Origin of the sequence: Bradyrhizobium sp. AZCC 1577 (assembly GCF_036924575.1) — a bacterium.
In the GTDB taxonomy this organism is placed as follows: Bacteria; Pseudomonadota; Alphaproteobacteria; order Rhizobiales; family Xanthobacteraceae; genus Bradyrhizobium.
Genome location: NZ_JAZHRQ010000001.1, coordinates 4,544,552 through 4,571,359 on the forward strand (window position 1 = coordinate 4,544,552; position 26,808 = coordinate 4,571,359).

Sequence of the window (26,808 nt, forward strand, 5' to 3'; positions counted from 1 at the left end):
GCTGTGACTAGTTACGTTCTCATTGGGTTGGGCGTTCTGATCGTCATTCTGACGGTAGTTGCCGTGCTCGACCTGTTGCCGCCGCTGCGCATCGTCCCTGACGACACGCATTTCGATTTCACGCGCTTCCGGCGCATCAGCTTTCCGATCTCGGCGGCGCTTTCGATCGTCGCGATCGTGTTGTTCTTTACCCACGGGCTGAATTTCGGCATCGATTTCAGGGGCGGCACGCTGCTGGAAGTGCAGAACAAGTCCGGTCCCGCCGATATCGGCGCGATGCGCACGACTTTGAGCGCGCTCGGGCTCGGCGAAGTCCAGTTGCAGCAGTTCGGCGGTCCGAACGACGTGCTGATCCGGGTGGCCGAGCAGCCGGGTGGCGACGCCGCCCAGCAGGCGGCCGTACAGAAAGTTCGCGGCGCGCTCGGCGACAGTGTCGACTACCGTCGCGTCGAGGTGGTAGGGCCGCGCGTTTCGGGTGAACTCCTGGCCTACGGCATGATCGGCCTGATGCTCGCGATCTTCTCGATCCTGATCTATCTCTGGTTCCGGTTCGAATGGCAGTTCGCGCTCGGCGCCATGATCGCCAACGTCCACGACATCGTGCTGACGATCGGCTTCATGTCGATCTCGCAGGTCGATTTCGACCTCACCAGCATCGCAGCGCTATTGACGATCCTCGGCTACTCCCTGAACGACACGGTCGTCATCTATGACCGCATCCGGGAAATGCTGCGGCGCTACAAGAAAATGCCGATGCCGCAACTGCTCAACGAATCCATCAATTCGACATTGTCGCGCTCGATCATCACCCACGTCACGGTGACGCTGGCGTTGCTGGCGCTGCTGGTGTTCGGCGGCCACGCGATTCACAGCTTCACGGCGGTCATGATGTTCGGCGTGGTGCTGGTCGGCACCTACACCTCGATCTTCATCGCCGCACCGATCCTGATCTATCTCGGCGTTGGCGAGCACCGCGAGGCGCCGGATACGCCTGCGAAGAAGCCGGATACGCCGGCAAAGAAATAGTCATGGCAACATCCTCGGACGCTCCGCATCTTCCGAGGCCGGCACCGATCGAAGCCTACGGCAAGGGCGGCTTCGCTTTCGCCGACATGTCGCATCGCGGCTCGCTGCTGTGCCTGCCGGACGGCATCTGGGCCTGGCCGGTGACAAAGCCCGCGGAGATCGATCAATATTCGCTGGACCGCGTGTTCAAGGCGGCCAATTCCATCGATACGCTGATCGTCGGCACCGGCACCGAAATCTGGCTGCCCCCGCGTGGGCTGCGCGAGGCGCTGCGTGCGGTCAGGGTGGTGCTGGACCCGATGCAGACCGGGCCGGCGATCCGCACCTACAATATCATGCTGGGCGAGCGGCGGCGCGTCGCTGCGGCGTTGATCGCCGTGCTATGAGCGCCACGGCGACGTCGAAAGAATCTGCTGCGTTCTGCGCCGATCTGGTGCGCACGCACGACTTTGTCCGCTATGCCTCGACACTGTTCCTGCCTCAGATCCAGCGCCGCGCATTGCTGTCGATCTATGCCTTCAACGTCGAGATTTTGCGCGTGCGCGAGCAGGTCAGCCAGCCGTTGCCGGGCGAAATCCGGCTGCAATGGTGGACCGATATGCTGGAAGGCGCCGGCCGCGGCGGCGTCGAAGGCAATCCGGTTACAGCCGAACTCCTGCAGACCATTGCCGAATTCCGCCTGCCGATCGAGCCGCTGTCGCGGCTGATCGAGGAGCACCAATTCGATCTCTACAATGATCCAATGCCGTCGATGGCGGCGCTGGAAGGCTATGTCACCGACACTGCCTCGGCGCTGTTCTCGTTGGCTGCGCGGACTGCGGCACAGCCGTCGGTGGCGATCGACCATCTCTCCCGCCATGCGGGTCTCGCCCAGGGCATGGCGCAGGTGATCGCAGCGCTGCCGCTCGATGCTGCGCGGCGGCAGTTGTTCGTGCCACTGCAATTGCTGCAGCAACATGGCAGCGGCATGGAGCAGGTCTTTTCGGGCAAGCAGACGCCGCAGGCGCGTGCCGCGATCGATCAGTTGATTGGAGAGGGGCAAAAACATCTCCGTACGGCCTTCGAGTTGCTCACGCATGTGACGCCCCAAGCGCGGCCGGTATTCCTTCCGCTGGCGATGGTCCGCCGCGATCTGGAGCGTATGTCACGGGCTGATGTCGATCCGTTCGTGCCGCATGTAACGTCACGACTCCGGACGCTGTGGACGCTCTGGCGCGCTTCGCGCTCGCGGGAGTTTGGCGGGTAGGTGGCCGCTGCTCTTGCAGCGTCATTGCGAGCGGAGCGAAGCAATCCATCTCGCGGCATAACGGAAGAATGGATTGCTTCGTCGCTGCGCTCCCCGCAATGACGCTGGAGTGGCTGTCACGAATTCAACTCGCTACTCTCAAAATTGAACCGATCGCGCAGATTCTTACGGCTCTCCAGAATGTCCTTCAGGAACGCGCGGTCGATATCGCTCGTGATCAGCGGCTCGATCAGGTCGAGCTGGTTCATGGCGACGAGCTGCAGGATCTCCGTGCGCGGCTTGCCGGCGGCATCACGGGGCAGGGCATGCACCACCTGGATGTGCTCCGGCGGTTTGACGCCCTTGGCGGAGGAAAGCTCGCTGCGTAGCTGCTTTTCCAGCGCGACCTTGTCGGCCTCGACGAAGGCATACAGCCCGACGCCGGTACGGCGGTCGGCGAAGGCGACAATGGCGGTATCGCGCACTTCAGGATTTTTCCTGATCAGGGCGCTCAGCACCGGCGCATCGTTGACCAGCCGGCGGCCGCCGCCTTCGCGATCGGTGAAGTTGAACAGGCCGCGGGTGATGGCCTGATAGACCTTCTTCCCGGTCTTGAGCCAGATACTGGCGACAAGGGATTTGCGCGCTAAAATCTTGCGCTCCATCGGCGTCAGGGCGGCCGGCGCGTAGCTGCGCTTGTGCTTCAGCATATGCCGCAGATCTTCGTAAGCCGCGATCCGGAATAGCCGGCTGCGGGACTTGAAGCACGCCGCGAGTTGAAAATCGGTGAGGTAGGCGCGGCCGTCGCGGCCCACCAGCCAATTCTGCTCCTTGGCGAGATCGTTGTGGCAGATCCCGGCGCGGTGCAGCTTGCGAAGAGCGAGCTTGGCTGAACGGAAATAGGCGATGTCGCCATGGGGCTTTGCCAGATGCAGCGCGACGCCGTCGATGAAGCCGCGCACCAATGCCTGCCGACCGGCCCATAGCAGTCTCGGGCCGACGTCGAGATCGCGTGCCAATGCCAGCGCGCGGCGCTCGCGGACGAACAGATGTTGGGCGAGCGGATAGGACCATGGCGGCACCTGATCGAGCCGGCGCAGCACGGCATCGACCTCACCGGCATCGTCGCTAAATCGGCCGCGTTCGACGGTCGAAAAGACGTCACGCTTCAGCAGCACGCCTTCGGTCCATCGCGCCGACAAAATGGCAGCGTCGTCTTTCGGCAAGCCCATGGATTACGCCGCCGCCGCTACGCGCAGATGATCGGCGATCCAGCGATCGAGATCGGTCAGCGCACGGGCACTGAGCGCCTGCTTCTTGGCGACCGTCTTCTCGTTGCCGCGCAGCCTGCTGCCATCGGCCTTCTTGGTCGGCACGCTGGCAAGCGGGAGAAACAGGCCGAAATTGATGTTCATCGGCTGGAACGAGCGTGTTCCGGCCTCGATCGTTTCGATGTGGCCGCCGGTGATATGGCCGAGCAGCGAGCCCAGCGCCGTGGTCGCAGGCGGCGGTTCGAGCGACTGTCCTCGCGCATTTGCCGCAGCGTAGAGACCTGCGATCAGGCCGATGCTCGCGGATTCCACATAGCCCTCGCAGCCGGTCATCTGGCCGGCAAAGCGCAGCCGTGGCTGCGCGCGCAGCCGCAATTGCCCATCCAGCAGCTTTGGCGAATTCAGGAAGGTGTTGCGATGCAGGCCGCCGAGCCGCGCGAATTCGGCGTTCTCGAGCCCCGGAATGGTACGAAACACGCGCTGCTGCGCGCCGTAGTTCAGTTTGGTCTGGAAGCCCACCATGTTGTAGAGCGTGCCGAGCTTGTTGTCCTGTCGCAACTGCACGATGGCGTAAGGCTTGATCGTCGGATTGTGCGGGTTGGTCAATCCGACCGGCTTCATCGGACCGTGCCGCAGCGTCTCGTGGCCGCGTTCGGCCATCACCTCGACCGGCAGGCAGCCGTCGAAATAGGGCGTATTGGTCTCCCAGTCCTTGAAGTCCACCTTCTCGCCCGCGAGCAATGCCGCGACGAAGGTGTCGTATTGCTCCTTCGTCATCGGGCAGTTGATGTAATCCGCGCCGGTGCCGCCGGGCCCGACCTTGTCGTAGCGCGACTGAAACCACGCTACCGACATGTCGATGGAGTCCTTATGCACGATCGGCGCGATCGCATCGAAGAACGCCAGCGCGTTCTCGTCGGTCAGTTCGCGAATGGCGTCCGCCAGCGGCGCCGAGGTGAGGGGGCCGGTCGCGACGATCACGTTGCCCCATTCGGCCGGCGGCAGGCCGGCGATTTCCGAGCGGTCGATCTCGATCAGGGGATGGTCGTGCAAGGCACGGGTGACGGCGGCGGAAAAGCCGTCGCGGTCGACCGCCAGCGCCCCGCCCGCAGGCACCTGGTTGGCGTCGGCGGAGCGCATGATCAGCGAGCCCAGCCGGCGCATTTCGGCGTGCAGCAGGCCCACGGCGTTGTTGGCGGCGTCGTCCGAGCGGAACGAGTTGGAGCAGACGAGTTCGGCCAGGCCCTCGGTGCGATGGGCCTCGGTCATCCGCAAGGGTCGCATCTCGTGCAGGACGACGCGAACGCCCGCATTGGCGATCTGCCAGGCCGCTTCCGAGCCGGCGAGGCCGCCGCCGATCACATGGACGGTGTCAGTTTGGGGAGTGTTGGAAATCATGCGCGCAGGGTTAGCGCGTTTTCGCGCACGGCGCACCTACGAAGCGCTTCCAAGCGAAGCCTGGCCTGGTGCAAACGACAACGCCCGCAGCGGGGCGGGCGTTATCCGTTCATCCAGGCGGCTGAGCAATGATCAGCCGTTATAGTTTCCGGCGGCAACGCGCGGAATGTCCGAACGATCAAGGCCGATATCGGCCAGTTCCCGATCGCTGAGCTGGGACAGTTCGCTGACATTGCGCTGATAATCCCGGAAAGCCTGGATCATGCGGATGAGCGAGAGCAACATGGTAGTCTCCTTGCAGTTACGATTCAGCCCTTGGAGGACGGCTTCATCGTTGAAATGAATATAGCTCGGTTTTTTGCAGTGCAGAACTTCTTATGTTGCGATGCAGCTAATCCCAGAACGCATAACGACGGTAACGGCCGCTTAACGAGTCGACATCGTGGCGGATTAGCCGACGGAAGCGCGATGGGCGCGCGCCAAACATGTAAAGTAATGCCGTAGATTTGCGGGTTTCTCGTAATCGTCAGATTACCCTTAACTGGCGGCCAGGGAGGTCAGAAACCAGCTTGAGGGCTTTCAAGGGCCGACAAACGTGCCGCAAATACCGACGCTTTCAAAATTTTCTTATGCGTGAATCGCATGTTGTTTGCAAAACGAAATGAATATATATTCACTATTACGGTGGACTGTCGTAAATGGGGCTGCCGCAATAGCAGCTTTGGTGAATAGGTCGGCCTGCAGGGCCGGTTACTACGGCCGGCCCTCTGAGTTCGCGTTAAGGCGCCCGCGAAAGCTGCGTCGCGAAATAGCCGATGGTCTTTGCGTAGACCTCGCTCCTGTTCCACTCCTTGATCGCAGCGAAATTGGCGCTCCCGGGTTCCCAGTCCTTGCCGCGCTGCCAGCCGTGGTTGGCGAGGAAGTTGGCGGTCGAGGCCAGCACGTCGGGCGGGCTGCGCAGGAGGTCGCGGCGTCCGTTGCCGTCGAAATCGACCGCGAACTTGATGTAGGACGACGGCATGAATTGGGTCTGGCCGATTTCGCCGGCCCAGGCGCCGCGCATTTCCTGCGGCGCGATATCGCCGCGTTCGACGATGCGCAGTGCGTCCATCAACTCGGCCTTGAACATGTCGGCGCGGCGGCAATCATAAGCCAGCGTCGCCAGCGCGCGCAGCGTCGGGAATTTTCCGATGTTGACGCCGAAATCGGTTTCCAAGCCCCAGATCGCCACCAGCACTTCGCCGGGCACGCCATAAGCCTGTTCGATGCGCCCGAGCACCGAGCCGTATTGCTTGAGCATGTTGGATCCACGCGTCAGCCGGGGCGGGACCATGCGGCCGGAGAATTCCTCAAAACTCTGGCTGAAGACCTTTTGCGATTGGTCGCGGGCCAACACGCTCTTGTCGAGCGTGACGCCGGTCAAGCCGGCCTGGATGGCGGACGCCGATATTCCCTTGGAGGCCGCTTCCTTCTTGAAGTCTTCCAGCCATGTTTCGAACGGGGCCGTGCCGCAGGGCGCACCGAGCGCGGCCGCAGAGGTCAGTAACAGCGCGCCCAAGGTCAGGGCGCGTAGGGAAAGGCGAGAGATCATCGTGCCGTTCGCTCCACGATCGATGCGTCTTCAGCATTAGTGTCGACGCCACGCCGAATGTTCGAAGCAAGGTCGGCCAAAACAAGGCTTATGTAGGTGCCCGCAATGCCATTCCGTTGGATGTGCTCAATTCATCGTTAGTGAGAGGTGAACTGCCAATCCGCCGGTCGGATTCGACCGGCGGATTGATCGATCAGGTTCCGTGCAGGCCTATACGTTATTCCCTGCGCCGCCAGGGGAACAGATTGGCCGGGAAGTCGGCAGCAGGCTTGCGTTCGCGGTGCGCGCGGGGCGGAAACGGCTGCGGATCGAGTTCCGGCTCTATCGTCTCCCGATAGAGATGCCAGGTAGCATGCCCAAGCAGCGGGATGACGACGGCAAGGCCGAGGAAGAACGGCAACGTTCCCGCGAACAGCAGCACCGCGACGATCAAGCCCCAGGCAGCCATCGGCACCGGGTTGTGTGCGACCGCGCGCAGCGAGGTCACCATCGCATCGGCAGCGCTGGCATGACGTTCCAGCATCAGTGGGAACGAGACCACGCTGATGCAGAGCGCGACGAGGGCAAACAGGAAGCCGACGCCGCAGCCAACCACGATTAGCCACCAGCCTTGTGGCGTCGTCAGCACGCGCGTCACGAAATCGGAAAAGCCGGTCACTCCCGCATAGCCGAACGCAGCGATGTAGATCGCCTGCGCGGTCGCCACCCAGGTCGCAAAAAGTGCCAGCAGCAGCACGCCGAACCCGAGCATCGCGCCGAACGACGGCGAGCGTACCACCTCGAGCGCATCCCAGGCGCTTGCCGGTTCACCGCGTTCGCGACGGCGGCTCATCTCGTAGAGGCCGAGCGCGGCGAATGGGCCGATCAGGGCGAAGCCGGCGGCCAGCGGAAACAACAGCGGTATGACAGAATAGCCGAGAACGGCGCGTGCCAGCACCAGTCCGAGGACGGGATAGATCACACACAGGAGGATGGCGTGGCTTGGCACCGCCTTGAAATCTTCCCAGCCGCGCCGCAACGCGCGGCCGAGTTCGGCAAAGCCGATGGTTCGGATGACTGGCGCGGCAGCGGCATCCGGTGCGCGCTGCGCCATCGATGTGACATTGCCGTGATAGGTGGCCATGGTCGCTGTCTCCCTCGTCGTCGTATTTGCGCGCCAATCGAAAGACGCACACGCGCCGTTTCATAAAACGATCACGATCAGGCCAGACGCGAAGACAGAGGGTGGAACTGACCGTGTCGCGAACTGTCGAGATAGGATACTTCCAAACAGCAACAAACACACTCACGCTTAGGTGAATGTTTCATTGGCAAGCTTCCCTTGGGTGGCTAGACTTGCAGGCGATCCCGGCGTGGTGCTGCCGGTCAAACAGTGCCGCCAAAGACTCACCCCATCCTCAAGTCATTGGGAGCAAAACGATGAGCATTTTCGGAAAAATCATGAGCGCGATCTTCGGCACCAAGGCAGACGCTGCGCCGGCTGGCGGCGGCGCGGCCGCGGGGGCCGAGTCATCTGGTGCGGCCGCTACACCGGCCGCTGCGACCGTCGACGTCGCGCCGATCCTCGACCAGGCGGTGAGGGCCAAGGGCGAGAAGCTGGCGTGGCGGACTTCGATCGTCGATCTGATGAAGGCGCTCGACATCGATTCCAGCTTCGCCGCGCGCAAGGAGCTCGCGAAGGAGCTCGGCTACACCGGGGACAGCAACGATTCCGCCAGCATGAACATCTGGCTGCACAAGCAGGTCATGGCCAAGTTGGCCGCCAATGGCGGCAAGCTGCCGCCTGATATCAAGCACTGACGCTTCGCTCGGTCCTGGCATGCGAAGGTCCGCGGCGGCGCGGGCCTTCTTTTTTGGTGCGATTGTAACGCAGCAAACGCGTAAACGGTATCTACTTCGTGGAGAAAACGCTGTAGATGCAGGCGGACAAGAAGACTCATAAAACAAGGAGGATGCCAATGAGCAATGTTGATCGCAGGACCATTCTGGCCACGGGCGCGCTGGCGCTGGCGGGTACGGCGGCGCAAGGGGGCACGGCCGCAGCGCAGGCCGGTCCGAAATCGATTTTTCCTGTTGGCACGACGACCATACCCATCGTCGGCGAGACCGATGTTTTTCCGGTGCGGCGAATCTATTGCATTGGGCGCAACTATGCCGCGCATGCCCGCGAAATGGGCTCGGATCCCAATCGCGAGCCGCCGTTCTTCTTTCAAAAGCCGACCGACGCGATCCAGAATGTCGCCATCGGAACGGTTGGCGATCATCCGTATCCGTCGCTCACCAAGAACTATCATTATGAGGTCGAGTTGGTGGCGGCGCTGAAATCTGGCGGCACCAAGATCCCCGTGGAGCAGGCACTCGATCATGTCTACGGCTATGCGTTAGGCCTCGACATGACGCGGCGCGATCTGCAGCGGGCAATGGGCGACGAGAAGAAGCCATGGGAAATCGGCAAGAGCTTTGATCGCTCCGCGGTGCTCGGGCCGATTCATCCAGCCACGAAGACCGGCCATTTTACCAAGGGCGCGATCTCGCTGGCGGTGAATGGCACCGTCAAGCAAAACTCCGATCTGCGGAATATGATCTGGAACGTGGCGGAGCAAATCGCCAAGCTATCGGAAGCTTTCGAGCTCAAGGCTGGTGACATCATCTACTCGGGCACACCGGAAAATGTCGGTCCCGTCGTGAAGGGCGACGTTATCCTGTGTAAGCTCGAGGGCCTGCCGGATATGTCGATCCGGATTACGTGAGAGTGCCAGCTATCGCCGTCGCCCCTGCGAAAGCAGGGGCCCATGACCACGGAAGGCAATGATGGGTGAGAATGTCGCCCGCGTTGTCTTTCATCGAGCGCAGCAATTGACTACACGGCGTGCGTTCGCAGGGACGACGGTGCTTTGGTGTGCCACGTCACCCCGTCAGATCGGCAAATTCCGGATTTCTGCGCAGATAATCCACGACAAAGCCGCAGCCGGCGATGACCTTGCGTCCGTCGGCGCGGATCAGTTCGAGGGCGCCCCTGACCAGCTCAGAAGCGATGCCGCGGCCGCGCAGGGCGCGCGGCGTTTCGGTATGGGTGATGATGACCGCCGCGGGTGTGATGCGATAATTCGCGAACGCCACGGCGCCATCGACATCGAGTTCGAAGCGGTTTTGAGTCTTGTTGTCGCGGACGGCGGCCATGCAGCGATTCCCGGATGATTCACCGTTCGATTTAGAGACATGAACCCGCCGATGCAAACCGGCGACGAACGGACGACTGCCTCGCTGATATGCTGTCTTGAGCCTTGACCCCTGCATTGCTGGGCACCGCGGTGATACCGTCGCAACCGACCACCTCAACGAGCTCGCTGGCGCAAGCGCGAGAGCGCGCAGCGCCTCGGTGCAGTGCAATAAGGACGCGTAATTGCACAGGAACTTTGCCGGCGAGGTCTTGCAACCGGGGGTGAGGTTCCTACGTCTTTAGAATGACATACGCCGCTGAGGCGGCCGGGTCTGGGTTCGATATCGGAAATGCTGTGATCGCGGCCGCCGACGTGTGCCTCTTTTCAAGGGGAGGTCTACAATGTCGGGCTTTGGTTTCATCAGCAAGCATCGCACATGGGAAGATTGGCTCGGCATGCTGCTTGGCGTGCTGATCGTGGTATCGCCGTGGTTTCCGTTCTCCAGCCACGACGTGATGGACGCCGAACGCAGCACCATGATCCTCAATACGTTTGTCATCGGTATGCTGGTCTTCGGTCTGGCCCAGCTCGAATATGTCGCACTGCAGCGCTGGGAGGAGGTGGGGGAGATCGCGCTCGGCCTCTGGTTGGCCGCCTCGCCCTTCATGTTCGGCTATGCCGGTGACGACATGCTTCGGGCCTGGCACGTCGCCCTCGGTGGAATCGTCGTCCTGCTGGGTGCGCTTCAGCTCTGGCAGGACTGGCGCTTGAGCGATCAGGAACTGGCCAATCATCCGCAGTAAATTCTGGAGAGAGTAGATTCTGGAGAGCCCGTCGGCCCCACACGTGGCTGGCGGGCTCTCGATTCAATCCCGGTACTTGAACGACTCGACGAGCAGCGCGCGACCGACCGCGCTGCCGTTGACCGCGCCCTTGATGTCGTCGATCTTCCATTGGCCGACGAAAATCATTTGCGCTGGCTTATGGACGCGAACGCGTGGCTGCATCATGGTGACGTCGGCCCGCTGGCGGGGAGACTATCATGGCCGGTAAGCCGCGACGGCGGATTTGAGCTCACAGCGGGCTTTCTGCTATCGTTGCCATGATATGTTCTGTTTTCCGAAGCGTGATGGTTGATTCCCTGTGACTGAAACGGTGACCATTCCTATCCCGCGCGGCGGTCTCGCGCGGATGTCGCGCCGGGTGATGAATCTGGCGTATATGCTGACCCAGAATGCCCGCCGCCATGGCGACCGCATTGGCTTCATTTGGGGCGACAAATCCTGGACCTGGCGCGAGATCGATGGTGCCGTGTCGGCTCTGGCCGCCGGCCTCGCCGCGCGCGGTATCGCCAAGGGCGACCGCATCCTCGTCCATTCCAAAAATTGCGACGAGATGTTCTGGTCGATGTTCGCGGCGTTTCGGCTCGGCGCAGTCTGGGTGCCGACCAATTTCCGCCTGATGCCGGACGAGGCCGCCTATCTCGCCAGCGCCTCCGGTGCGAAGGCTTTTTTGTGCCATGGCGATTTCCCCGATCACGCTACGGCGGCGGCTAATCCGGCGCTCGAATTCATCTGGCGGATCGGCGAGGGCGCCCTCGGCGAGAGGGCAGTCAGTGACGTGATCGCCGAGCATGCCGGCGCCAAGGTCGAGAATGCGGCGGTCGACTACGACGATCCCTGCTGGTTCTTCTTTACCTCGGGCACGACCGGGCGCTCCAAGGCCGCGGTTCTTACCCATGGTCAGATGGCCTTTGTGGTGACAAATCATCTCGCCGATTTGATGCCGGGCACGATAGAGACGGATGCCTCGCTGGTGGTCGCGCCGCTGTCGCACGGCGCCGGCGTGCACCAGCTCGTGCAGGCGGCGCGCGGCGTACCGACCATCCTGCTGCCGTCGGAAAAATTCGACATCGCCGAGGCGTTCCGGTTGATTGAGGCTCATCGCGTCAGCAACATCTTTACCGTGCCGACGATTTTGAAGATGATGGTCGAGCATCCGGCGGTCGACAAATATGATCATTCCTCGCTGCGCTTCGTGATCTATGCCGGCGCGCCGATGTATCGCGAGGACCAGAAGGCCGCGCTGAACAAACTCGGCAAGGTGCTCGTGCAGTATTTCGGCCTCGGCGAGGTCACTGGCAACATCACGGTGATGCCGGCCAGTCTACACGACACGGAGGACGGTCCGCAGGCCCGCATCGGCACCTGCGGTTTCGAGCGCACCGGCATGCAGGTGTCGATCCAGGGCGATGATGGGCGCGAGCTCAAACCGTTCGAGACCGGCGAGATCTGCGTGATCGGCCCCGCCGTGTTCGCCGGCTATTATGACAACCCCGAGGCCAACGCGAAGGCGTTTCGCGACGGCTGGTTTCGCACTGGCGATCTCGGCCACATGGACGAGGAGGGATTCGTCTACATCACCGGCCGCGCCTCGGACATGTACATCTCCGGCGGCTCCAACATCTATCCGCGCGAGGTCGAGGAGAAGATTCTCACCCATCCCGCGATCGGCGAGGTGGCGGTGCTTGGCGTGCCCGACGCGTTCTGGGGCGAGGTCGGCGTCGCCGTCTGCGTCGCGCGCGAGGGCGCTGGCGCCGTGAGCGAAGCGGAGCTTGCCGCATTCCTGGCGCCCAAGGTGCCGCGCTACAAAATGCCGAAGCGCTTCTTCTTCTGGGAGGCGCTGCCGAAATCCGGTTACGGCAAGATTCCGAAGCGGCTGGTTCGCGATGAACTGGAGGCGAGGGGACTGCTTGACCTTATCTCCAAGACGGATAGCTGAGGCGATGCGCAGCGTCGCGCAGCCCGGGCCGCCCGCGCCCGAGCGCATCCAATGGGTTGAGGCGCGGGGACGGGCGTTCTCGTTCACGCTGCAGGCGGGCCTGCCGCTGCTCGAGGCCGCGCGCCGCGGCTTTGCCGAAGCCGGATTTTCCGGCGGCGTGTTGAGCATGCGGGGAGGGGCACTCGGGCCGTTTGCCTATGTGATGCCGGCGCTGTCGAAGACCGGCGCCAATGCCGCGTTCTACAGCGACACGTTTCGGCCCGCCGGCATCACGCGACTGAAGCTCGGCGCGATGACGCTCGGCGGGCGCGACGGCGCGCCGTTCTTCCATTGCCACGGGCTGTGGACCGAGACGGACGGACATCTGCACGGCGGCCACATTCTTCCAGAGGAAAGCGTCGTCGCCGAATCGTTCGCGGTGGAAGCATTCGGCATCGACGGCGCGATGTTTGTGGCTGAGCCTGATCCCGAGACCAATTTCAAATTGTTCGGGCCGGTGGCGTGCGCGAGCACGGCCGGCGAGACCACCAGCCGCGCCTTTGCGTTGCGGCTGCGGCCGAACCAGGATTTTGCAGCGGCGCTGGAGACGTTCTGCCGGCAGCACGGATTCCTGCGTGCGCGGATTCACGGCGGCGTCGGCTCCACCATCGGCGCCCATTTCACCGATGGCCGAACCGTGGTGCCGTTTGCAACCGAGCTTGCGATCAGGGACGGCCTGATCGCGCCCGGCGCCGACGGCATACTGCAGGCTGAGCTCGATGTCGCGCTGGTCGATTATCTCGGCGGCATCGCCGAGGGGCGGCTGATGCGCGGTGACAATCCGGTGCTGATGACGATGGAGCTAGTGCTCGAGGTGCTTTGAGCGGTCCGTTGTTCGTTACAAACTCGGTGTCATACCCCGCGAATGCGGGGTATCCAGTACGCCGCGGCTTATCGGCCAAACACCGCTGTCTCTGGAATACTGGGTCACCCGCTTTCGCGGGTGACGACGGTTCGTATTAGTTACAATTCTCGGCTCACCTGAAGTGATAATTCACGCCGACCTTGATGGTGTGAAAATCGATCGTGCCGGAGTCAAACACGTCGCCGCCCAGATTGTAGGTCTCGCTGCCGAGGCTGGTGTACATGTATTCGGCCTTGGCCGACCAGTTCGGCGTGAACAAATATTCGAGGCCGCCGCCGATGGTGTATCCGGTGTGAGACTGGCTATCCGAAAGCGACACGCCGAGCGCGGGCACTGAAAGGGAGTCCTTTCTGTTGGCCCACGCAAAACCGCCCTTGGCGTAGATGAGGGCCGCATCCAATGCGAAGCCCGCGCGGCCGGTCACGCTGCCGAACGAGTTGATCTTGAGTTCCTCCGTGGCCAGGACGCCCCCGCCGATGTCTGCGGTGAGGCTGTCCTTGATGCTGGCGCCGGCGGCGTCGACTTCGACACCGAATACGAACTGGCTACCGGGAAGCTGCCAGTTGTAGCCGATAGTGCCGCCGCCGAAGCCGCCGCCGCCATCGCCCTCGCTCTCCCAGCCATAGCCGCCCATCGCGCCGATATAGAAGCCGGACCAGTTATACGCGGCAACCACCGTCGCCGGGGCGGCCTTGGGATAGGGCCGCGCCCGAAGGTCGGCGGCCGAGGCCGCGCTCGCGACCGAAAGAGCCACACCAGCTAAAAGTAGTCGTTTCATATTTTGTCCCCTGAAGTTGAACACTCGTATAACCCCCTGCAGGCCCCATAGCGGACCGATTGCACCGGCATGGTGACGTATCGTTTTCGGAAAGCGGGCGCGAATGCGCCCCCAAAGAGCCGTCTGCAAGCGACGTTTGCGCGGATGTGAGAACGTCGTTCGCAGGTTAACCATACGTCATGTATGCCGGCAAAAATTGGACCGAAGCGCGTTCGCTCATTGGCGCGGACAGGTTGCTATTTCGACAGCAGTGCGGCGACGTGTGGCGTGGAGTGCGTTCTCGATTTGCGCGCGCGCGAGAGAGAGAGGGCAGGCAGGCCTCGCGTCAGCGCCGCTTTCGAACGTGAACGTTGATGTCGAGATCGATCTCGTTGACGCAGGTCTGCGTCGTGCGATGCGAGCGACCCTCGTGCCAGCGGCCCGGGCGCGTGCGCGCATCCCTGACATTCGCGAGCTTCAGGCAGCGCCATTGCGGCAGCGGGCCACTGCTTTCGCCGGCAAACTGCCAGGCCAGCACGACCTCTTCACCGCTCTTGTTGGCGCCGATGATGTGCGGGCATAGTTCGCGGACGCGGCCGTCATAAACGCAGACGACCTGCTGCTCGCCGAGGATGGCATTGCGGAAGAGGGTGTAGGCGGCGCTCGGCATCGGCAGGGTACCATCTAGGATTGTGCGGCATTGTCTGTATAACCCTTCCGAATGACTTTGTTCCGCGGGGCTGCGAACCATGGCTTACAAGCGCAATCGTGCGATCAATCTGCCGGCGCCGTACCTCAAGCGCATCTGGCTGCAGCCGGCACGCATCACCAACCGCGAGGTCTATCCGTTCTGCCTGCCGCTGCTGCGCGATGAGTTCGAACTGAGTTTCAACAAGGCGATCACGATCATCGTCGGCGAGAACGGCACCGGCAAATCGACCTTGCTCGAAGGCATTGCTGTGCTCGCCGGCTACGACGAAGCCGGTGGCGGCAAGGGATACATGCCCGTCGATCATTCGAAGGCGTTGGAGAAAATGGGTGGCACGCTGTCAACTGCGCTTCGCGCAAGTTGGCTGCCCAAGATCACCCATGGCTGGTTCTTCCGCGCTGAGAGTTTTTTCTCCGTCGCGCGATACCTCGATGAGGCCGCCATCGGAACGCCCGGGCCACCTCCGCCTGACTTTCTCTCCCATTCCCACGGCGAAGGCTTTTTGCGTTTCTTCGAGGAGCGCTGCCAGCGCCAGGGCATCTTCATCTTCGACGAACCGGAATCCGCGCTGTCGCCATCGCGGCAGATCGAGTTTCTCAAACTGATGCGGCGGATGGACCAGATCGGCCATTGCCAGATCATCATGGCCACGCATTCGCCAGTGCTGATGGCGTATCCGAACGCGACGCTGCTGCGGCTGACGAAGTACGGGCTGGAGCCGGTGACGGTGCGCGAGACCGACCACTACAAGGTGCTGCGCGAGTTTTGCGACGATCCGGATGGATTTGTGCAGGCCGCGATCGAGGAGTGAGGGTTTGTGGGTGGGCGGAGCCAACGGGGCCGGCCTGTCGGCCGGCCCGATGATAAGCTCCGCGAAACCACCATTGTGCATCGCGCGGCAACTTCGATGGGTATCGCTTCCGCCTATGCTCGTTGGGCTTGGGCGGACAAGTCGCTCCACCCATCCCACAGCAACTGCAAACTTTGTCGCAGGTTGGATCATCCAAGCCGGTCCGCTGTTGTGCTATATATTGACCGAACAAGGGAAAGCAGGGAGGTCGCCATGCCTCATACCCTGGTGCCTAGTGATCGCGTCGAGCGCGTGAGCGTGTATGGGCGCGACGGCACAAAGCTCGGCTCGATCGAGCGGCTGATGCTCGACAAGGTGAGCGGAACGGTTGCCTACGCCGTGATCAAGACCGGAGGGCTACTCGGCAGCCACCATCATTGTCCGATCCGGTGGGACGCACTCCGATTTGATCCCGCGCGTCAGGCCTACCAATCCGACGTGACACTGGAGGATCTGCGCGCAGGCCCGTCCGAACTCGACGACGACGCCTTCGACTGGGGCGACCGCTCGCGACCGCATCCGCATTATTGGGGGGTGTAGGGCCGTACGGGGGTAGAGCGTAGCGAAACCCCACCGCTTTACGACGGTGATGGGTTTCGCTGCGCTCTACTAATCCCACGTACTGTCCAAGGCTTATGAAGCGGATCTAAAGAGCTCAGGGTACGCTGAGATGTAAATCGGATAACCGACTACATCATTCACTCTCACTTCGCGGTCCTTCACTAGGTAAGTCTGTTCGTTCGTGATGTATCTTACGTAATAGAGGCTTTCGAGCCTCCGTGCTTCGTGCACCGTAGCGTTGAGTTCAGCGAGTTTTTCAATTGGATGCTTAGTGCTGAACCTCCCGAGACTCTCGTTGGGATCGGTAGCGGCTAGCGGCTGTCCCAGCGCTGCATTTGCGATGAACCGCAAAGCCGAGCAACCAGACCAGACAGTGCTAGTCTTTCCTTCGTCGTAGTGCATGGTTGGTAAGAATAAAAAGCTGCCAGTGAAGTCCCATTCGTGCCTCGGCTTAGGAGCACGCTTTGGGTCAGATACCCATACCGTCAGTACCTCGGCACCAGAGGTCTTGAGTATGGACGATGCCGGAATAGTCACTCTTCGCGCAGTGAATGTTTCCTTCACCCACCAATATTGGGATGAATTCAAAAGCGCGTGCGGCATCCGTCGTGGGCGTGCCGTGCTGATGAGACGGTTGCGCTCCAAATAGCGCTCAAGTCGAGCAATCTTCCTGACCACGCTTGTGTCTCTTCTTGAGTTGGCTTCGAGTTCAAACGTAGCGCTCGCATATGAAAACCCGAACTTAGCTTTGAGATTCTCAATCACCGAATACGAAGTTGAAAGCTGAGCCAGGATTGAGTCGATCTGTTTTTCATCGATCTGGATAAAATTTCGAAGCTCCAGTTTCTTTGCGGCCATGCGTCCTTACTCCGCCGCCTCACTCGCTCCCGCACTCTTCCGCGGCTTGCCCTCCGCCTTCTTCAGCACCGGCGCCAGAAACTTCCCCGTATAGCTTCGCGGCGCCTTGACGATGTCCTCCGGCGGGCCCCAGGCGACGATTTCGCCGCCGCCGTCGCCGCCTTCGGGGCCGAGGTCGATGACCCAGTCGGCGGTCTTGACGACCTCGAGGTTGTGCTCGATCACGACGACCGTGTTGCCCTGGGCGACGAGCTCGTGCAGCACTTCCAGGAGCTTTGCCACGTCGTGGAAGTGCAGTCCCGTCGTCGGCTCGTCCAGGATGTAGAGCGTGCGCCCGGTGGCGCGCTTTGAGAGCTCTTTGGCGAGCTTGACGCGCTGGGCTTCGCCGCCGGAGAGGGTGGTGGCCTGCTGGCCGACATGGATGTAGTCGAGGCCGACGTGGTGCAGCGTCTTGAACGTTTCGCGCACACGCGGCACCGCCTTGAAGAATTCGGCGGCTTCTTCCACCGTCATGTCGAGCACGTCCGAGATCGACTTGCCCTTGAACAGGACCTCGAGCGTCTCGCGGTTGTAGCGCTTGCCCTTGCAGGTGTCGCAGGTGACGTAGACGTCGGGCAAAAAGTGCATCTCGATCTTGATGACGCCGTCGCCCTGGCAGGCCTCGCAGCGGCCGCCCTTGACGTTGAAGGAGAAGCGGCCGGGCTCATAGCCGCGCGCCTTGGCTTCGGGCAGGCCGGCAAACCATTCGCGGATCGGGGTGAAGGCGCCGGTATAGGTTGCAGGGTTGGAGCGCGGGGTGCGGCCGATCGGCGACTGATCGATATCGATGATCTTGTCGATATGCTCCAGCCCCTCGATGCGGTCGTGGGGGGCGGCGCCTTCGCTGGCGTTGTTGAGTTTGCGCGCGATGGCACGGTAGAGCGTGTCGATCAGCAGCGTGGACTTGCCGCCGCCGGAAACGCCGGTAACGCAGGTGAATAGCCCCAACGGAATTTCCGCCGAGACGTTTTTCAGATTGTTGCCGCGGGCGTTGACGACCTTGATGGTGCGGCGATGGTTCGGCGGCCGGCGCTCGGGGATCGGCACCGACAACTCGCCGGTGAGGTATTTGCCGGTCAGCGATTTCGGATTCCGCATGATGTCGGCGGGCGTGCCTTGCGCCACGATGTGGCCGCCATGCATGCCGGCGCCGGGACCGATGTCGAGCACGTAGTCCGCTAGACGTATCGCGTCCTCGTCGTGCTCGACCACGATCACGGTATTGCCGAGGTCGCGCAGCCGCTTCAGCGTCTCCAGTAGGCGCGCATTGTCGCGCTGGTGCAGGCCGATCGAGGGCTCGTCCAGGACGTAGAGCACGCCGGTCAGCCCGGAGCCGATCTGCGAAGCGAGGCGGATGCGCTGGCTTTCGCCGCCGGAGAGCGTGCCGGAAGAGCGGGAGAGCGTGAGGTAGTTCAGGCCGACGTCGAGCAGGAAGGACAGCCGCTCGCGGATCTCCTTCAAGACGCGCGCGGCGATCTCGTTTTGCTGGTCGTTGAGCGCCTTCGGCACGCTTTCGAACCATTCGCCGGCGCGCTTCACCGACAGTTCGGAGATCTCGCCGATATGCTTGCCGCCGATCTTGACGCAGAGCGCCTCGGGCTTGAGCCGATGGCCCTTGCAGGCCTCGCAGGGGATGTCGGAGAAATACTTTGCCAGTTCCTCGCGCGCCCATTCGCTCTCGGTCTCGCGGTAGCGGCGCTCGAGGTTGGTGATGACGCCCTCGAACGGCTTTTTGGTATCGTAGGAGCGGACGCCATCCTCGTAGGAGAACTTTATCTCGTCGTCGCCGGAGCCATGCAGCAGCGCTGCTTGCGTCTTCTTCGGCAGGTCCTTCCACTTGGTGTCGAGCGTGAACTTGTAGAACTTGCCGAGCGCGGTCAGCGTCTGGATGTAGTAGGGCGAGGACGACTTTGCCCAGGGCGCAATCGCACCCTTGCGTAAGGTCAATTCCTTGTCGGGAATGACGAGGTCCTCGTCGATATGCTGCTCGATGCCGAGGCCGCCGCAGGCAGGGCAGGCGCCATAGGGATTGTTGAACGAGAACAACCGCGGCTCGATTTCAGGAATCGTGAATCCGGAGACCGGGCAGGCGAATTTCTCCGAGAACAGAATCCGCTCCGGCCCGCTCTTGTCGTGGATCTTGGCGGTCTTCTTCTTGTCCTCGGCCGCAGGCGCGCCCGCCGGCGCATCGGCATATTCGATCACGGCGAGCCCCTCGGCGAGCTTCAGTGCCGTCTCAAAACTTTCGGCGAGGCGCTGGCCGAGATCGGGACGGACCACGATGCGATCGACCACGACGTCGATGTCGTGCGGGAATTTCTTGTCGAGCGCCGGCGCCTCGGACAGCTCATAGAAAGTGCCGTCGATCTTGACGCGCTGAAAACCCTTCTTGAGCCATTCGGCTAGCTCTTTCTTGTACTCGCCCTTGCGGCCGCGCACGACCGGCGCCAGCAGATAGAGCCGAGTGCCTTCGGGCAGTGCCAGCACGCGATCGACCATCTGCGAGACGACTTGGCTTTCGATCGGCAATCCCGTGGCCGGCGAGTAGGGCACGCCGACGCGCGCCCATAGCAAGCGCATGTAGTCGTAGATCTCGGTGACGGTGCCGACGGTGGAGCGCGGGTTCTTCGACGTGGTCTTCTGCTCGATCGAGATCGCAGGAGACAGCCCGTCGATCTGGTCGACGTCCGGCTTCTGCATCATCTCCAGGAACTGGCGCGCGTAAGCCGAGAGGGATTCGACGTAGCGGCGCTGGCCCTCGGCATAGATGGTATCGAAGGCGAGCGAGGATTTGCCGGAGCCGGAGAGGCCGGTGAACACCACGAGCTTGTCGCGGGGAATCTCGAGATCGACATTCTTGAGATTGTGCTCGCGTGCGCCGCGTATGGTGATCGCACGCGATGCGGAGCCGGCGTTCTGTTGGCGCTTCGCCCTTAGCACTTCATCCATATCGGCATTTCCAGGCGCGAGGCACGCGCCACGTTGGGCGCGCATTGCCGGCGAGGGACCGGGATCAGGCGCCGTTGATTGAAAGTCGGAACATAGGAAGAACGGCAGGGAATTTCCAGTGCTGCGCGCGAATCATCAACGGATTGTTTGTGCTGTCATATTTTTGGCAGCAGCAGTCAGCAGCTCCGATCCGAACTTCACAAACAGAAGCGCCTCCGTTCCGGTTCTCGGAACGGAGGCGCCTCAGCTTTAGCAGAAGGGCTTATGTTTTTTGCGCTCAGAAGTGGTAGTTCACGCCGACCTGAACGCTGTTGAGATTGATCGTTCCGATCGGAACGCCGCCCGGGACAGCACCGGTGAAGTAGTTCGCGCTTTCGAGGCTGCGATAGAGGTACTCAGCCTTGACCGACCATTTCGGTGCGAACATGACTTCGACACCGGCACCGACAGTCCAGCCGGAGTGGAATTTGCTGTCCGAGGCGCTCAAGCCGAGGAGCGTTGCAGTCAGGCGGTTATCAGACCATGCGTAACCGCCGGTGCCGTAGAGCAGGACCTGATCGAAGGCGTAGCCGATGCGGCCGCGAACGGTGCCCATCGAACGAATCGTGTAGTCAACCGAAGCTAGGCCGGGAACGCCCAGTGTCGCGCCCACGTCAGCCCAGGCGCCATCGGCTTCAACGCCGAGAACGAGATGGCCGGTCTGCCAATTGTAGCCGACGGTGCCGCCGGCGAAGCCGCCGCTGAGCGTACCAATGCCATCGCTGTTTTCCTGCGCGTAGCCGCCCATCGCACCGATGTAGAAGCCGGTCCAGTTATTGATCGCAATCGCTGCGGCCGGCGCCTTGGTGTAGGGCCTAGCAGCGAGATCGGCGGCCATCGCAGGCGCCATCCCAAGCGCGATCAGGCCAGTGGTGGTCAGCAGAATCTTCTTCATTTTCTTTTTCCTTTCGCGGCTCTCCAACGCAACTTTCCTCAGCCGTCAATTTGAGGTTGCTTGGCGATATAGCGCGAAGTTCCCGAAAAATGCTGTCGCGGAAATACCACATCAGCGGCAAAAGCATGGAAATACAACCGTTCCGGGTGTCGGGTGTGCCGGTCTACAACCAAACAAAAAGGCCGGCGCAAGGCCGGCCTTTTCAGTGCTGGTTATCACCGCAAACAAAAAGGCCGGCGTGAAGCCGGCCTTTCCGTAGTACCGCGCTGGCTTTGCGATCAGTACCTCGCGATGACTGGGCCACCCCAGCGGTAGTTGACGCGGACCGTGACGAGATCGACGTCCTGGCTGATGTTACTAGTCCTCGAAAACGAGCCGGCCGGAACACCAACAAAGTTGCCGGATGCAGCAAAGTCGACGTCGCGGTCACCCATGAACAGGTGGTTGTACTCGACGCCAACCGACCAGTTCGGGGCGAAGCCGACTTCGAGACCGGCACCAACGACGCCGCCCCAACGCGTTTCCTTGGCGCTGTCGATCAGCAGCCCGGTCGCGACATCGAACCCCTTGTACTTGTCGCTGGTCACCGCAGCACCGCCCTTTACGTAGAGCAGGACGTTGTTCCAGGCATAGCCAACCTGACCGGTGATCAGCCCGAACGCGTTGATCCTCGACTCATTCTCGACGAGAGGGACAAAGGCCAGACTTGTGTTGGAACCCGTGAAGTCAGCCCAGTTGCCTTGCCCTTCCACGCCGAACACCCAGGTGCCGGCCTGCCAGCGGTAGCCGAGTTGACCACCGGCCGTGCCGCCAGTCGCATCGTGGCAGCCTTCGGCCACGGGCGGAATGAACGGACCCCCAGCGTCGGCGGTGAGGTCCCAACATTTGCGGCCCGAACCCCAACCACCGTTGGCACCGATATAGAAGCCGGTCCAATCATACACGGCAGCGACCGGAGCAGGCGGCGCCTTGGTGTAAGGGCGCGCAGCGAGGTCGGCCGCCGCCGCAGGTGCAGCGAACGCAATGAGAGCAACCGAAGCTAACAGATACTTCTTCATGATCTATCCCCAGTTTTGTCCGCTTCCCGCTAGGCCTGAAGCGTTGTTGTGACGCGAGCGCCCGCGCCGCTGAAGCATTCTATAGCGCGACTCGACCGGAAATGGCGTGTCCTGGATGCAACAGGCGCCAACCAAGTTTATGGAACGAAGCTTATGATTTATCTGGTATAATTGGAACCGAGACGGGAACTTTCGGGTTCCATTTCGCTTCTTTCGGTTCTCCCGTGGGTTTCCGGGGTTCGCTTGGAGATTGCAAAGCCGCCAGCAGGCGCATATAGGGCGTTATCCGGAACAAAGCTGGAACGCGCACGTAGGCGATGCTATATGTGGATAACCGGCGACTTGCCGAGGGATCGCCAAGTCAGCGGGGTCTGTCAGTGTATAGGTCCGGATGTCCGGGAGCGGACGCGGAAACGGACAAGCGACAGGTCAAGAATTGAAGACGGCCGGCACGGAAGCGGCCGAACCAGTGATTTTTGCCGGCGATATCGAGTGGAGAGCGGCGATGGCGGGAAGCGTGAACAAGGTGATTCTGGTCGGAAACCTCGGCAAGGATCCTGAAATCCGGCGGACACAGGACGGGCGACCGATCGCCAATCTGAGCATCGCGACATCGGAGACCTGGCGCGACAAAGGCACCGGCGAGCGCAAGGAAAAGACCGAGTGGCACCGCGTGGTGATCTTCAACGAGGGGCTCTGCAAGGTCGCCGAACAGTATCTGAAGAAGGGCGCCAAGGTTTACATCGAGGGTCAGTTGCAGACGCGCAAATGGACCGACCAGAGCGGGGTCGACAAATACTCGACCGAGGTCGTGCTGCAGGGCTTTAACTCGAACCTGACCATGCTCGACGGCCGCAGCGGCGGCGGGGGCGGCAGCTTCGGGTCCGATGATTCCGGTGATTTCGGCTCGAGCGGTCCGGCTAGCTCGGCGCCGCGGCGGGCGGTCGCAGCGGGCAGCCGCAACAGCGATATGGACGACGACATCCCGTTCTAGAGCCGAGCCTTCGGCCGGCGCATCGGCTAGCAAGAAATTCGCTTGCGAGAGGGGGCGTTCACGCCTGCCATTACAGCTAATGTGCCGCCGCGGGAATCCGCTGCATTCGGCTGAAAACCTATCTACGGGCGCGTTGCGCCGAGTGTGCGGTCGGCTCGCTCAGCCGTCATGCTATTAATATTCGCATGAGGTATTTCACTTAGACTGCTCCAGCCTTGAACGCCAACCGGATCTGGAGCGCCCACCATGAGCCTCGCACCGCTGCTAGAGGCGCCCGGGACGATCCCGTTGCATGCCTTCGCAGCCATGGCGGCGTTTGCGCTTGGCATCGTGCAATTCGCAGCACCGAAGGGAACCCTGCCGCACCGGACCATCGGCTGGATCTGGGTCGTGCTGATGGCGGCGGTCGCGATCAGTTCGCTCTGGATCCATGAGATTCGGATGTTCGGGCTGTTCAGCCCGATCCATCTGCTGTCGATCTTTGTGCCGATCATGCTGACGCTCGCGGTCCTGCATGCCCGCCGGCACAATGTCGGCGGTCACCGCAAAGCGATGGTGTCGATCTTCTTTGGAGCGCTCGTCGTCGCCGGCTTGTTCACCTTCCTGCCGGGACGGATCATGCATGCGGTGGTTTTCGGCCACTAGGCCTGTCGTGGGAACATCGTTTTTGACACTGTCTTCCGGCCCTGAAACGGTGGTTCCGGCAGGGCTCGGGAGAGCTGTCTCCGATCCTCGTAAGTCCATGAAAAAACGAGCGGAAAAACAGCTTCCTCCTGACGGCTTCGGGGTGGTTATCAGACCCTCGATGCGCTATATGATTCTTAGCTGAGAACTGACTGGATTCCCCTTTGTCCGACAACGAAGACGACAAGCCCGGCGAGCCGCCGGAGCACTCCGACATTCGCCCCGTTTCCATCCTCGACGAGATGAAACGCTCCTACCTCGATTACGCCATGAGCGTGATCGTGGCGCGGGCGCTGCCGGACGCGCGCGACGGGCTGAAGCCCGTGCATCGGCGCATCCTGTATTCGATGTACGAGCAGGGGCACACGCCGGACAAGAAGTACGTCAAATCCGCGCGCGTCGTCGGTGACGTGATCGGTAAATATCATCCGCACGGCGACCAGTCGATTTACGACGCGATGGTACGGATGGCGCAGGATTTCTCCATGCGCGTGCCGTTGATCGACGGCCAGGGCAATTTCGGCTCGGTCGACGGCGATCCGCCCGCGGCCTATCGATATACCGAAGCCCGTCTGACCCGGTCCGCACTGGAAGTTCTTGGCGATATCGACAAGGACACTGTCGATTTCCAGCCGAACTACGACAATTCCGAGAAGGAGCCGTCGGTTCTGCCGGCGAGGTTCCCGAACCTGCTGGTCAACGGTGCCGGCGGCATCGCCGTCGGCATGGCAACCAACATCCCGCCGCACAATCTGGGCGAAGTCGTCGACGCCTGCGTGGCGTTGATCGACAATCCTGCGCTCGGCATCGACGATCTCATCAACATCATTCCGGGGCCGGATTTCCCGACCGGCGGCATCATCCTCGGCCGCCAGGGCATCCGCTCGGCCTACCACCTCGGCCGCGGGTCGATCGTGATGCGCGGCAAGGTCACGATCGACACCATCCGCAAGGATCGCGAAGCGATCATCATCACTGAAATTCCCTATCAGATAAACAAGGCCACCATGGTCGAGCGCATCGCCGAACTGGTGCGCGAAAAGAAGATCGAAGGTGTCGCCGACCTGCGCGATGAATCCGACCGCGACGGCTTCCGTGTCGTCGTCGAGTTGAAGCGCGAGGCGATGGCCGATGTCGTTCTGAATCAGCTCTATCGCTTCACGCCGCTGCAATCGAACTTCCCGGCCAATATGCTGGCGCTGGATAACGGCCGCCCGCAGACGATGAACTTAAGGGATCTGCTGACGCTGTTCATCGCGTTCCGCGAGCAGGTAGTCACCCGTCGCACCAAGTTCCTGCTCAACAAGGCGCGCGACCGCGCCCATATCCTGGTCGGTCTTGCGATTGCGGTTGCGAATATCGACGAGATCATTCGCGTCATCAGAACTTCGCCCGATCCGAACACGGCGCGGGATACGTTGATGTCGCGCGACTGGCCGGCCAAGGACGTCGAAGCGATGATCACGCTGATCGACGACCCCCGTCACCGGATGGCGCCGGACGGCACTGCGCGGCTGTCGCTGGAGCAGGCCCGGGCCATTCTCGACCTGCGCCTGCAGCGCCTGACCGCGCTCGGCCGCGAGGAGATTTCCGAAGAGCTCGACAAGCTCGCGGTGGAAATCGCCGATTACCTGGAAATCTTGCGCTCGCGCGCGCGCGTGCAGGCGATCATCAAGGACGAACTTGCCGCGGTGAAAGACGAATTCGCCACCCCGCGGAAAACCGTGATCGTCGAGCAGGAAGGCGAGGTCGAGGACGAGGACCTGATCCAGCGCGAGGATATGGTGGTCACGGTCTCGCACGCCGGCTACGTCAAGCGCGTGCCGCTCTCGACCTATCGGGCGCAGCGGCGCGGCGGCAAAGGCCGCGCGGGCATGCAGACCCGCGACGAGGATTTCGTCAGCCGGCTGTTCGTGGCCTCGACCCACACGCCGGTGCTGTTCTTCTCCTCGCGCGGCCAGGTCTACAAGGAAAAGGTCTGGCGGCTGCCGGTGGCGGCGCCGAACGCCCGCGGCAAGGCGATGATCAACATCCTGCCGCTGGAGCAGGGCGAGCGCATTACCACCATCATGCCGCTGCCGGAGGATGAATCCTCCTGGGGCAATCTCGACGTGATGTTCGCTACCACCGGGGGCACGGTCCGCCGCAACAAGCTGTCCGACTTCGTCGACGTCCGCCGCTCCGGCATCATCGCCATGAAGCTCGGGGAGGGTGAATCGATCGTCGACGTGCAGATCTGCACCGAGCGCGACGACGTGCTGCTGACGGCGGCCGGCGGGCAGTGCATCCGCTTCCCCGTCACCGATGTGCGCGTCTTCACGGGGCGCACCTCGATGGGCGTGCGCGGCATTGCGCTGGCGGGAGGCGACAAATTGATCTCGCTGGCGATCCTGCGCCATGTCGAGACCACCTCGGACGAACGGTCGGCCTACCTGAAGATGCGCCGCGCGGTCGCCGGCGAAACCGCGGTTGAAGAGCCTGTTGATGCCGAGGGCGAGGAGACTTCGGGTTCGCTGCAGCTCTCGCAGGAGCGCTACGCCGAAATGTCGGCGCAGGAGCAGGTGGTGCTGACGGTCTCCGTCAACGGCTACGGCAAGCGCACCTCGTCCTACGAGTACCGCACCACCGGCCGCGGCGGCAAAGGCATCGTCGCGATGAGCGTCAACAACCGCAACGGCAAGCTGGTGGCGTCGTTCCCGGTGGAGCATAGCGATCAGATCATGCTGGTCACCGACAAGGGCCAGCTCATCCGCTGTCCGGTCGAGGACATCCGCATCGCCGGCCGCTCGACCCAAGGCGTCATCGTGTTCGATACGGCGGAGGACGAGCACGTGGTGTCGGTCGAGCATATCTCGGAAGACGAGAACGGCGTGAACGGGAACGGCGGTTAGCGCCGTCCACCGTCATTCCGGGGCATCGCGAATGTGATGAGCCCGGAATCCATCCCGCCATTTGCGTTTGCAGCGCGATGGGTTCCGGGCCTGCGTGCTGCGCACGCGGTAAACCAGCCCTTAACTATAGATTGCTACACATTTGCTGTGTCCGGGTGGTGACCGTC

General features: G+C 62.1%; 26 protein-coding genes. 13 read left to right on the plus strand and 13 right to left on the minus strand.

The window, feature by feature from the left end:
* Window positions 1-3: 3 nt before the first annotated feature.
* The 3 genes from secF to V1278_RS21510 are packed head-to-tail and all read left to right on the plus strand — an operon-like array spanning window position 4 to window position 2,272.
* The gene (gene secF / locus V1278_RS21500) at window positions 4-1,026 is read left to right on the plus strand and encodes a protein translocase subunit SecF (RefSeq protein WP_334362836.1); all 1,023 of its coding nucleotides are present in this window, start codon (window positions 4-6) and stop codon (window positions 1,024-1,026) included.
* Between the two features lie 2 nt (window positions 1,027-1,028).
* Window positions 1,029-1,412, plus strand: coding sequence for an Mth938-like domain-containing protein (locus V1278_RS21505; RefSeq protein WP_334382129.1), 384 nt, complete (start codon window positions 1,029-1,031; stop codon window positions 1,410-1,412).
* Window positions 1,409-2,272 carry a phytoene/squalene synthase family protein gene (locus V1278_RS21510; RefSeq protein ID WP_334382130.1) on the plus strand — a complete coding sequence of 288 codons (864 nt, stop codon included), beginning with the start codon at window positions 1,409-1,411 and terminating at the stop codon, window positions 2,270-2,272. Before V1278_RS21505 ends, V1278_RS21510 begins: the two co-directional genes overlap by 4 nt.
* Window positions 2,273-2,388: 116 nt before the next feature.
* Here V1278_RS21510 and V1278_RS21515 read toward each other — a convergent pair whose 3' ends face one another.
* From V1278_RS21515 to V1278_RS21535, 5 genes are all read right to left on the minus strand, one after another.
* Window positions 2,389-3,483, minus strand: a complete 1,095-nt coding sequence (locus tag V1278_RS21515) for a serine/threonine protein kinase (RefSeq protein ID WP_334382131.1) — start codon at window positions 3,481-3,483, stop codon at window positions 2,389-2,391.
* Between the two features lie 3 nt (window positions 3,484-3,486).
* Complete coding sequence (gene trmFO, locus V1278_RS21520) at window positions 3,487-4,920, minus strand: methylenetetrahydrofolate--tRNA-(uracil(54)-C(5))-methyltransferase (FADH(2)-oxidizing) TrmFO (protein WP_334382132.1); 1,434 nt, start codon at window positions 4,918-4,920, stop codon at window positions 3,487-3,489.
* A gap of 132 nt (window positions 4,921-5,052) precedes the next feature.
* Window positions 5,053-5,205, minus strand: coding sequence for a DUF1127 domain-containing protein (locus V1278_RS21525; RefSeq protein WP_074278622.1), 153 nt, complete (start codon window positions 5,203-5,205; stop codon window positions 5,053-5,055).
* A 493-nt stretch (window positions 5,206-5,698) separates the two neighbouring features.
* Window positions 5,699-6,511 carry a lytic murein transglycosylase gene (locus V1278_RS21530; RefSeq protein WP_334382133.1) on the minus strand — a complete coding sequence of 271 codons (813 nt, stop codon included), beginning with the start codon at window positions 6,509-6,511 and terminating at the stop codon, window positions 5,699-5,701.
* Window positions 6,512-6,728: 217 nt separating this feature from the next.
* Window positions 6,729-7,634, minus strand: a complete 906-nt coding sequence (locus V1278_RS21535; RefSeq protein WP_334382134.1) for a DUF2189 domain-containing protein — start codon at window positions 7,632-7,634, stop codon at window positions 6,729-6,731.
* Between the two features lie 296 nt (window positions 7,635-7,930).
* Between V1278_RS21535 and V1278_RS21540 the strand changes: the two genes are divergently transcribed.
* Both V1278_RS21540 and V1278_RS21545 read left to right on the plus strand, forming a co-directional pair.
* Window positions 7,931-8,311: a DUF3597 domain-containing protein gene (locus V1278_RS21540; RefSeq protein ID WP_334382135.1), complete on the plus strand. Its 381-nt coding sequence runs from the start codon at window positions 7,931-7,933 to the stop codon at window positions 8,309-8,311.
* Window positions 8,312-8,469: 158 nt separating this feature from the next.
* A complete protein-coding gene (locus V1278_RS21545) occupies window positions 8,470-9,261 on the plus strand; it encodes a fumarylacetoacetate hydrolase family protein (RefSeq protein WP_334362828.1) in 792 nt (263 codons plus the stop codon).
* Window positions 9,262-9,418: 157 nt separating this feature from the next.
* On the opposite strand, the gene V1278_RS21550 is transcribed toward V1278_RS21545, so the two are convergent.
* Complete coding sequence (locus tag V1278_RS21550) at window positions 9,419-9,691, minus strand: GNAT family N-acetyltransferase (protein ID WP_334362827.1); 273 nt, start codon at window positions 9,689-9,691, stop codon at window positions 9,419-9,421.
* A 382-nt stretch (window positions 9,692-10,073) separates the two neighbouring features.
* Here V1278_RS21550 and V1278_RS21555 point away from each other — a divergent pair, with 382 nt between their 5' ends.
* Window positions 10,074-10,475, plus strand: a complete 402-nt coding sequence (locus V1278_RS21555; RefSeq protein ID WP_334362826.1) for an SPW repeat protein — start codon at window positions 10,074-10,076, stop codon at window positions 10,473-10,475.
* Window positions 10,476-10,538: 63 nt separating this feature from the next.
* Here the strand turns inward: V1278_RS21555 and V1278_RS21560 are convergent, their stop codons facing one another.
* A complete protein-coding gene (locus V1278_RS21560; protein WP_334362825.1) occupies window positions 10,539-10,682 on the minus strand; it encodes a hypothetical protein in 144 nt (47 codons plus the stop codon).
* Window positions 10,683-10,815: 133 nt separating this feature from the next.
* Here V1278_RS21560 and V1278_RS21565 point away from each other — a divergent pair, with 133 nt between their 5' ends.
* Both V1278_RS21565 and V1278_RS21570 read left to right on the plus strand, forming a co-directional pair.
* Entirely contained in the window at window positions 10,816-12,453 is a 1,638-nt protein-coding gene (locus V1278_RS21565) for an acyl-CoA synthetase (protein ID WP_442893749.1), read from the plus strand.
* A 4-nt stretch (window positions 12,454-12,457) separates the two neighbouring features.
* Window positions 12,458-13,315, plus strand: a complete 858-nt coding sequence (locus tag V1278_RS21570) for a PCC domain-containing protein (RefSeq protein ID WP_334362822.1) — start codon at window positions 12,458-12,460, stop codon at window positions 13,313-13,315.
* Between the two features lie 154 nt (window positions 13,316-13,469).
* On the opposite strand, the gene V1278_RS21575 is transcribed toward V1278_RS21570, so the two are convergent.
* The gene (locus tag V1278_RS21575) at window positions 13,470-14,135 is read right to left on the minus strand and encodes an outer membrane protein (protein WP_334362821.1); all 666 of its coding nucleotides are present in this window, start codon (window positions 14,133-14,135) and stop codon (window positions 13,470-13,472) included.
* 325 nt (window positions 14,136-14,460) lie between these two features.
* Window positions 14,461-14,784 (minus strand): hypothetical protein, encoded by a 324-nt coding sequence (locus tag V1278_RS21580; protein ID WP_334362820.1) that lies wholly within the window; start codon window positions 14,782-14,784, stop codon window positions 14,461-14,463.
* Window positions 14,785-14,863: 79 nt separating this feature from the next.
* Between V1278_RS21580 and V1278_RS21585 the strand changes: the two genes are divergently transcribed.
* Both V1278_RS21585 and V1278_RS21590 read left to right on the plus strand, forming a co-directional pair.
* On the plus strand, window positions 14,864-15,634 hold the full coding sequence (locus tag V1278_RS21585; RefSeq protein ID WP_334382136.1) for an AAA family ATPase: 771 nt from the start codon (window positions 14,864-14,866) through the stop codon (window positions 15,632-15,634).
* A gap of 252 nt (window positions 15,635-15,886) precedes the next feature.
* Window positions 15,887-16,213 (plus strand): PRC-barrel domain-containing protein, encoded by a 327-nt coding sequence (locus V1278_RS21590; RefSeq protein WP_334362818.1) that lies wholly within the window; start codon window positions 15,887-15,889, stop codon window positions 16,211-16,213.
* 93 nt (window positions 16,214-16,306) lie between these two features.
* Here V1278_RS21590 and V1278_RS21595 read toward each other — a convergent pair whose 3' ends face one another.
* The 4 genes from V1278_RS21595 to V1278_RS21610 all read right to left on the minus strand — a co-directional run bounded on the left by V1278_RS21595 (window position 16,307) and on the right by V1278_RS21610 (window position 22,072).
* Window positions 16,307-17,092, minus strand: coding sequence for a hypothetical protein (locus V1278_RS21595; RefSeq protein WP_334382137.1), 786 nt, complete (start codon window positions 17,090-17,092; stop codon window positions 16,307-16,309).
* 6 nt (window positions 17,093-17,098) lie between these two features.
* Entirely contained in the window at window positions 17,099-20,080 is a 2,982-nt protein-coding gene (uvrA, locus tag V1278_RS21600) for an excinuclease ABC subunit UvrA (RefSeq protein WP_334382138.1), read from the minus strand.
* 277 nt (window positions 20,081-20,357) lie between these two features.
* Entirely contained in the window at window positions 20,358-21,014 is a 657-nt protein-coding gene (locus tag V1278_RS21605; protein WP_334382139.1) for an outer membrane protein, read from the minus strand.
* Between the two features lie 278 nt (window positions 21,015-21,292).
* A complete protein-coding gene (locus V1278_RS21610; protein WP_334362814.1) occupies window positions 21,293-22,072 on the minus strand; it encodes an outer membrane protein in 780 nt (259 codons plus the stop codon).
* Between the two features lie 505 nt (window positions 22,073-22,577).
* Between V1278_RS21610 and V1278_RS21615 the strand changes: the two genes are divergently transcribed.
* The 3 genes from V1278_RS21615 to gyrA all read left to right on the plus strand — a co-directional run bounded on the left by V1278_RS21615 (window position 22,578) and on the right by gyrA (window position 26,641).
* Window positions 22,578-23,066 carry a single-stranded DNA-binding protein gene (locus V1278_RS21615; RefSeq protein ID WP_057841921.1) on the plus strand — a complete coding sequence of 163 codons (489 nt, stop codon included), beginning with the start codon at window positions 22,578-22,580 and terminating at the stop codon, window positions 23,064-23,066.
* A gap of 246 nt (window positions 23,067-23,312) precedes the next feature.
* The gene (locus V1278_RS21620) at window positions 23,313-23,711 is read left to right on the plus strand and encodes a DUF2306 domain-containing protein (RefSeq protein WP_334382140.1); all 399 of its coding nucleotides are present in this window, start codon (window positions 23,313-23,315) and stop codon (window positions 23,709-23,711) included.
* Between the two features lie 203 nt (window positions 23,712-23,914).
* Window positions 23,915-26,641 (plus strand): DNA gyrase subunit A, encoded by a 2,727-nt coding sequence (gene gyrA / locus V1278_RS21625; RefSeq protein ID WP_334382141.1) that lies wholly within the window; start codon window positions 23,915-23,917, stop codon window positions 26,639-26,641.
* Window positions 26,642-26,808 lie beyond the last annotated feature (167 nt).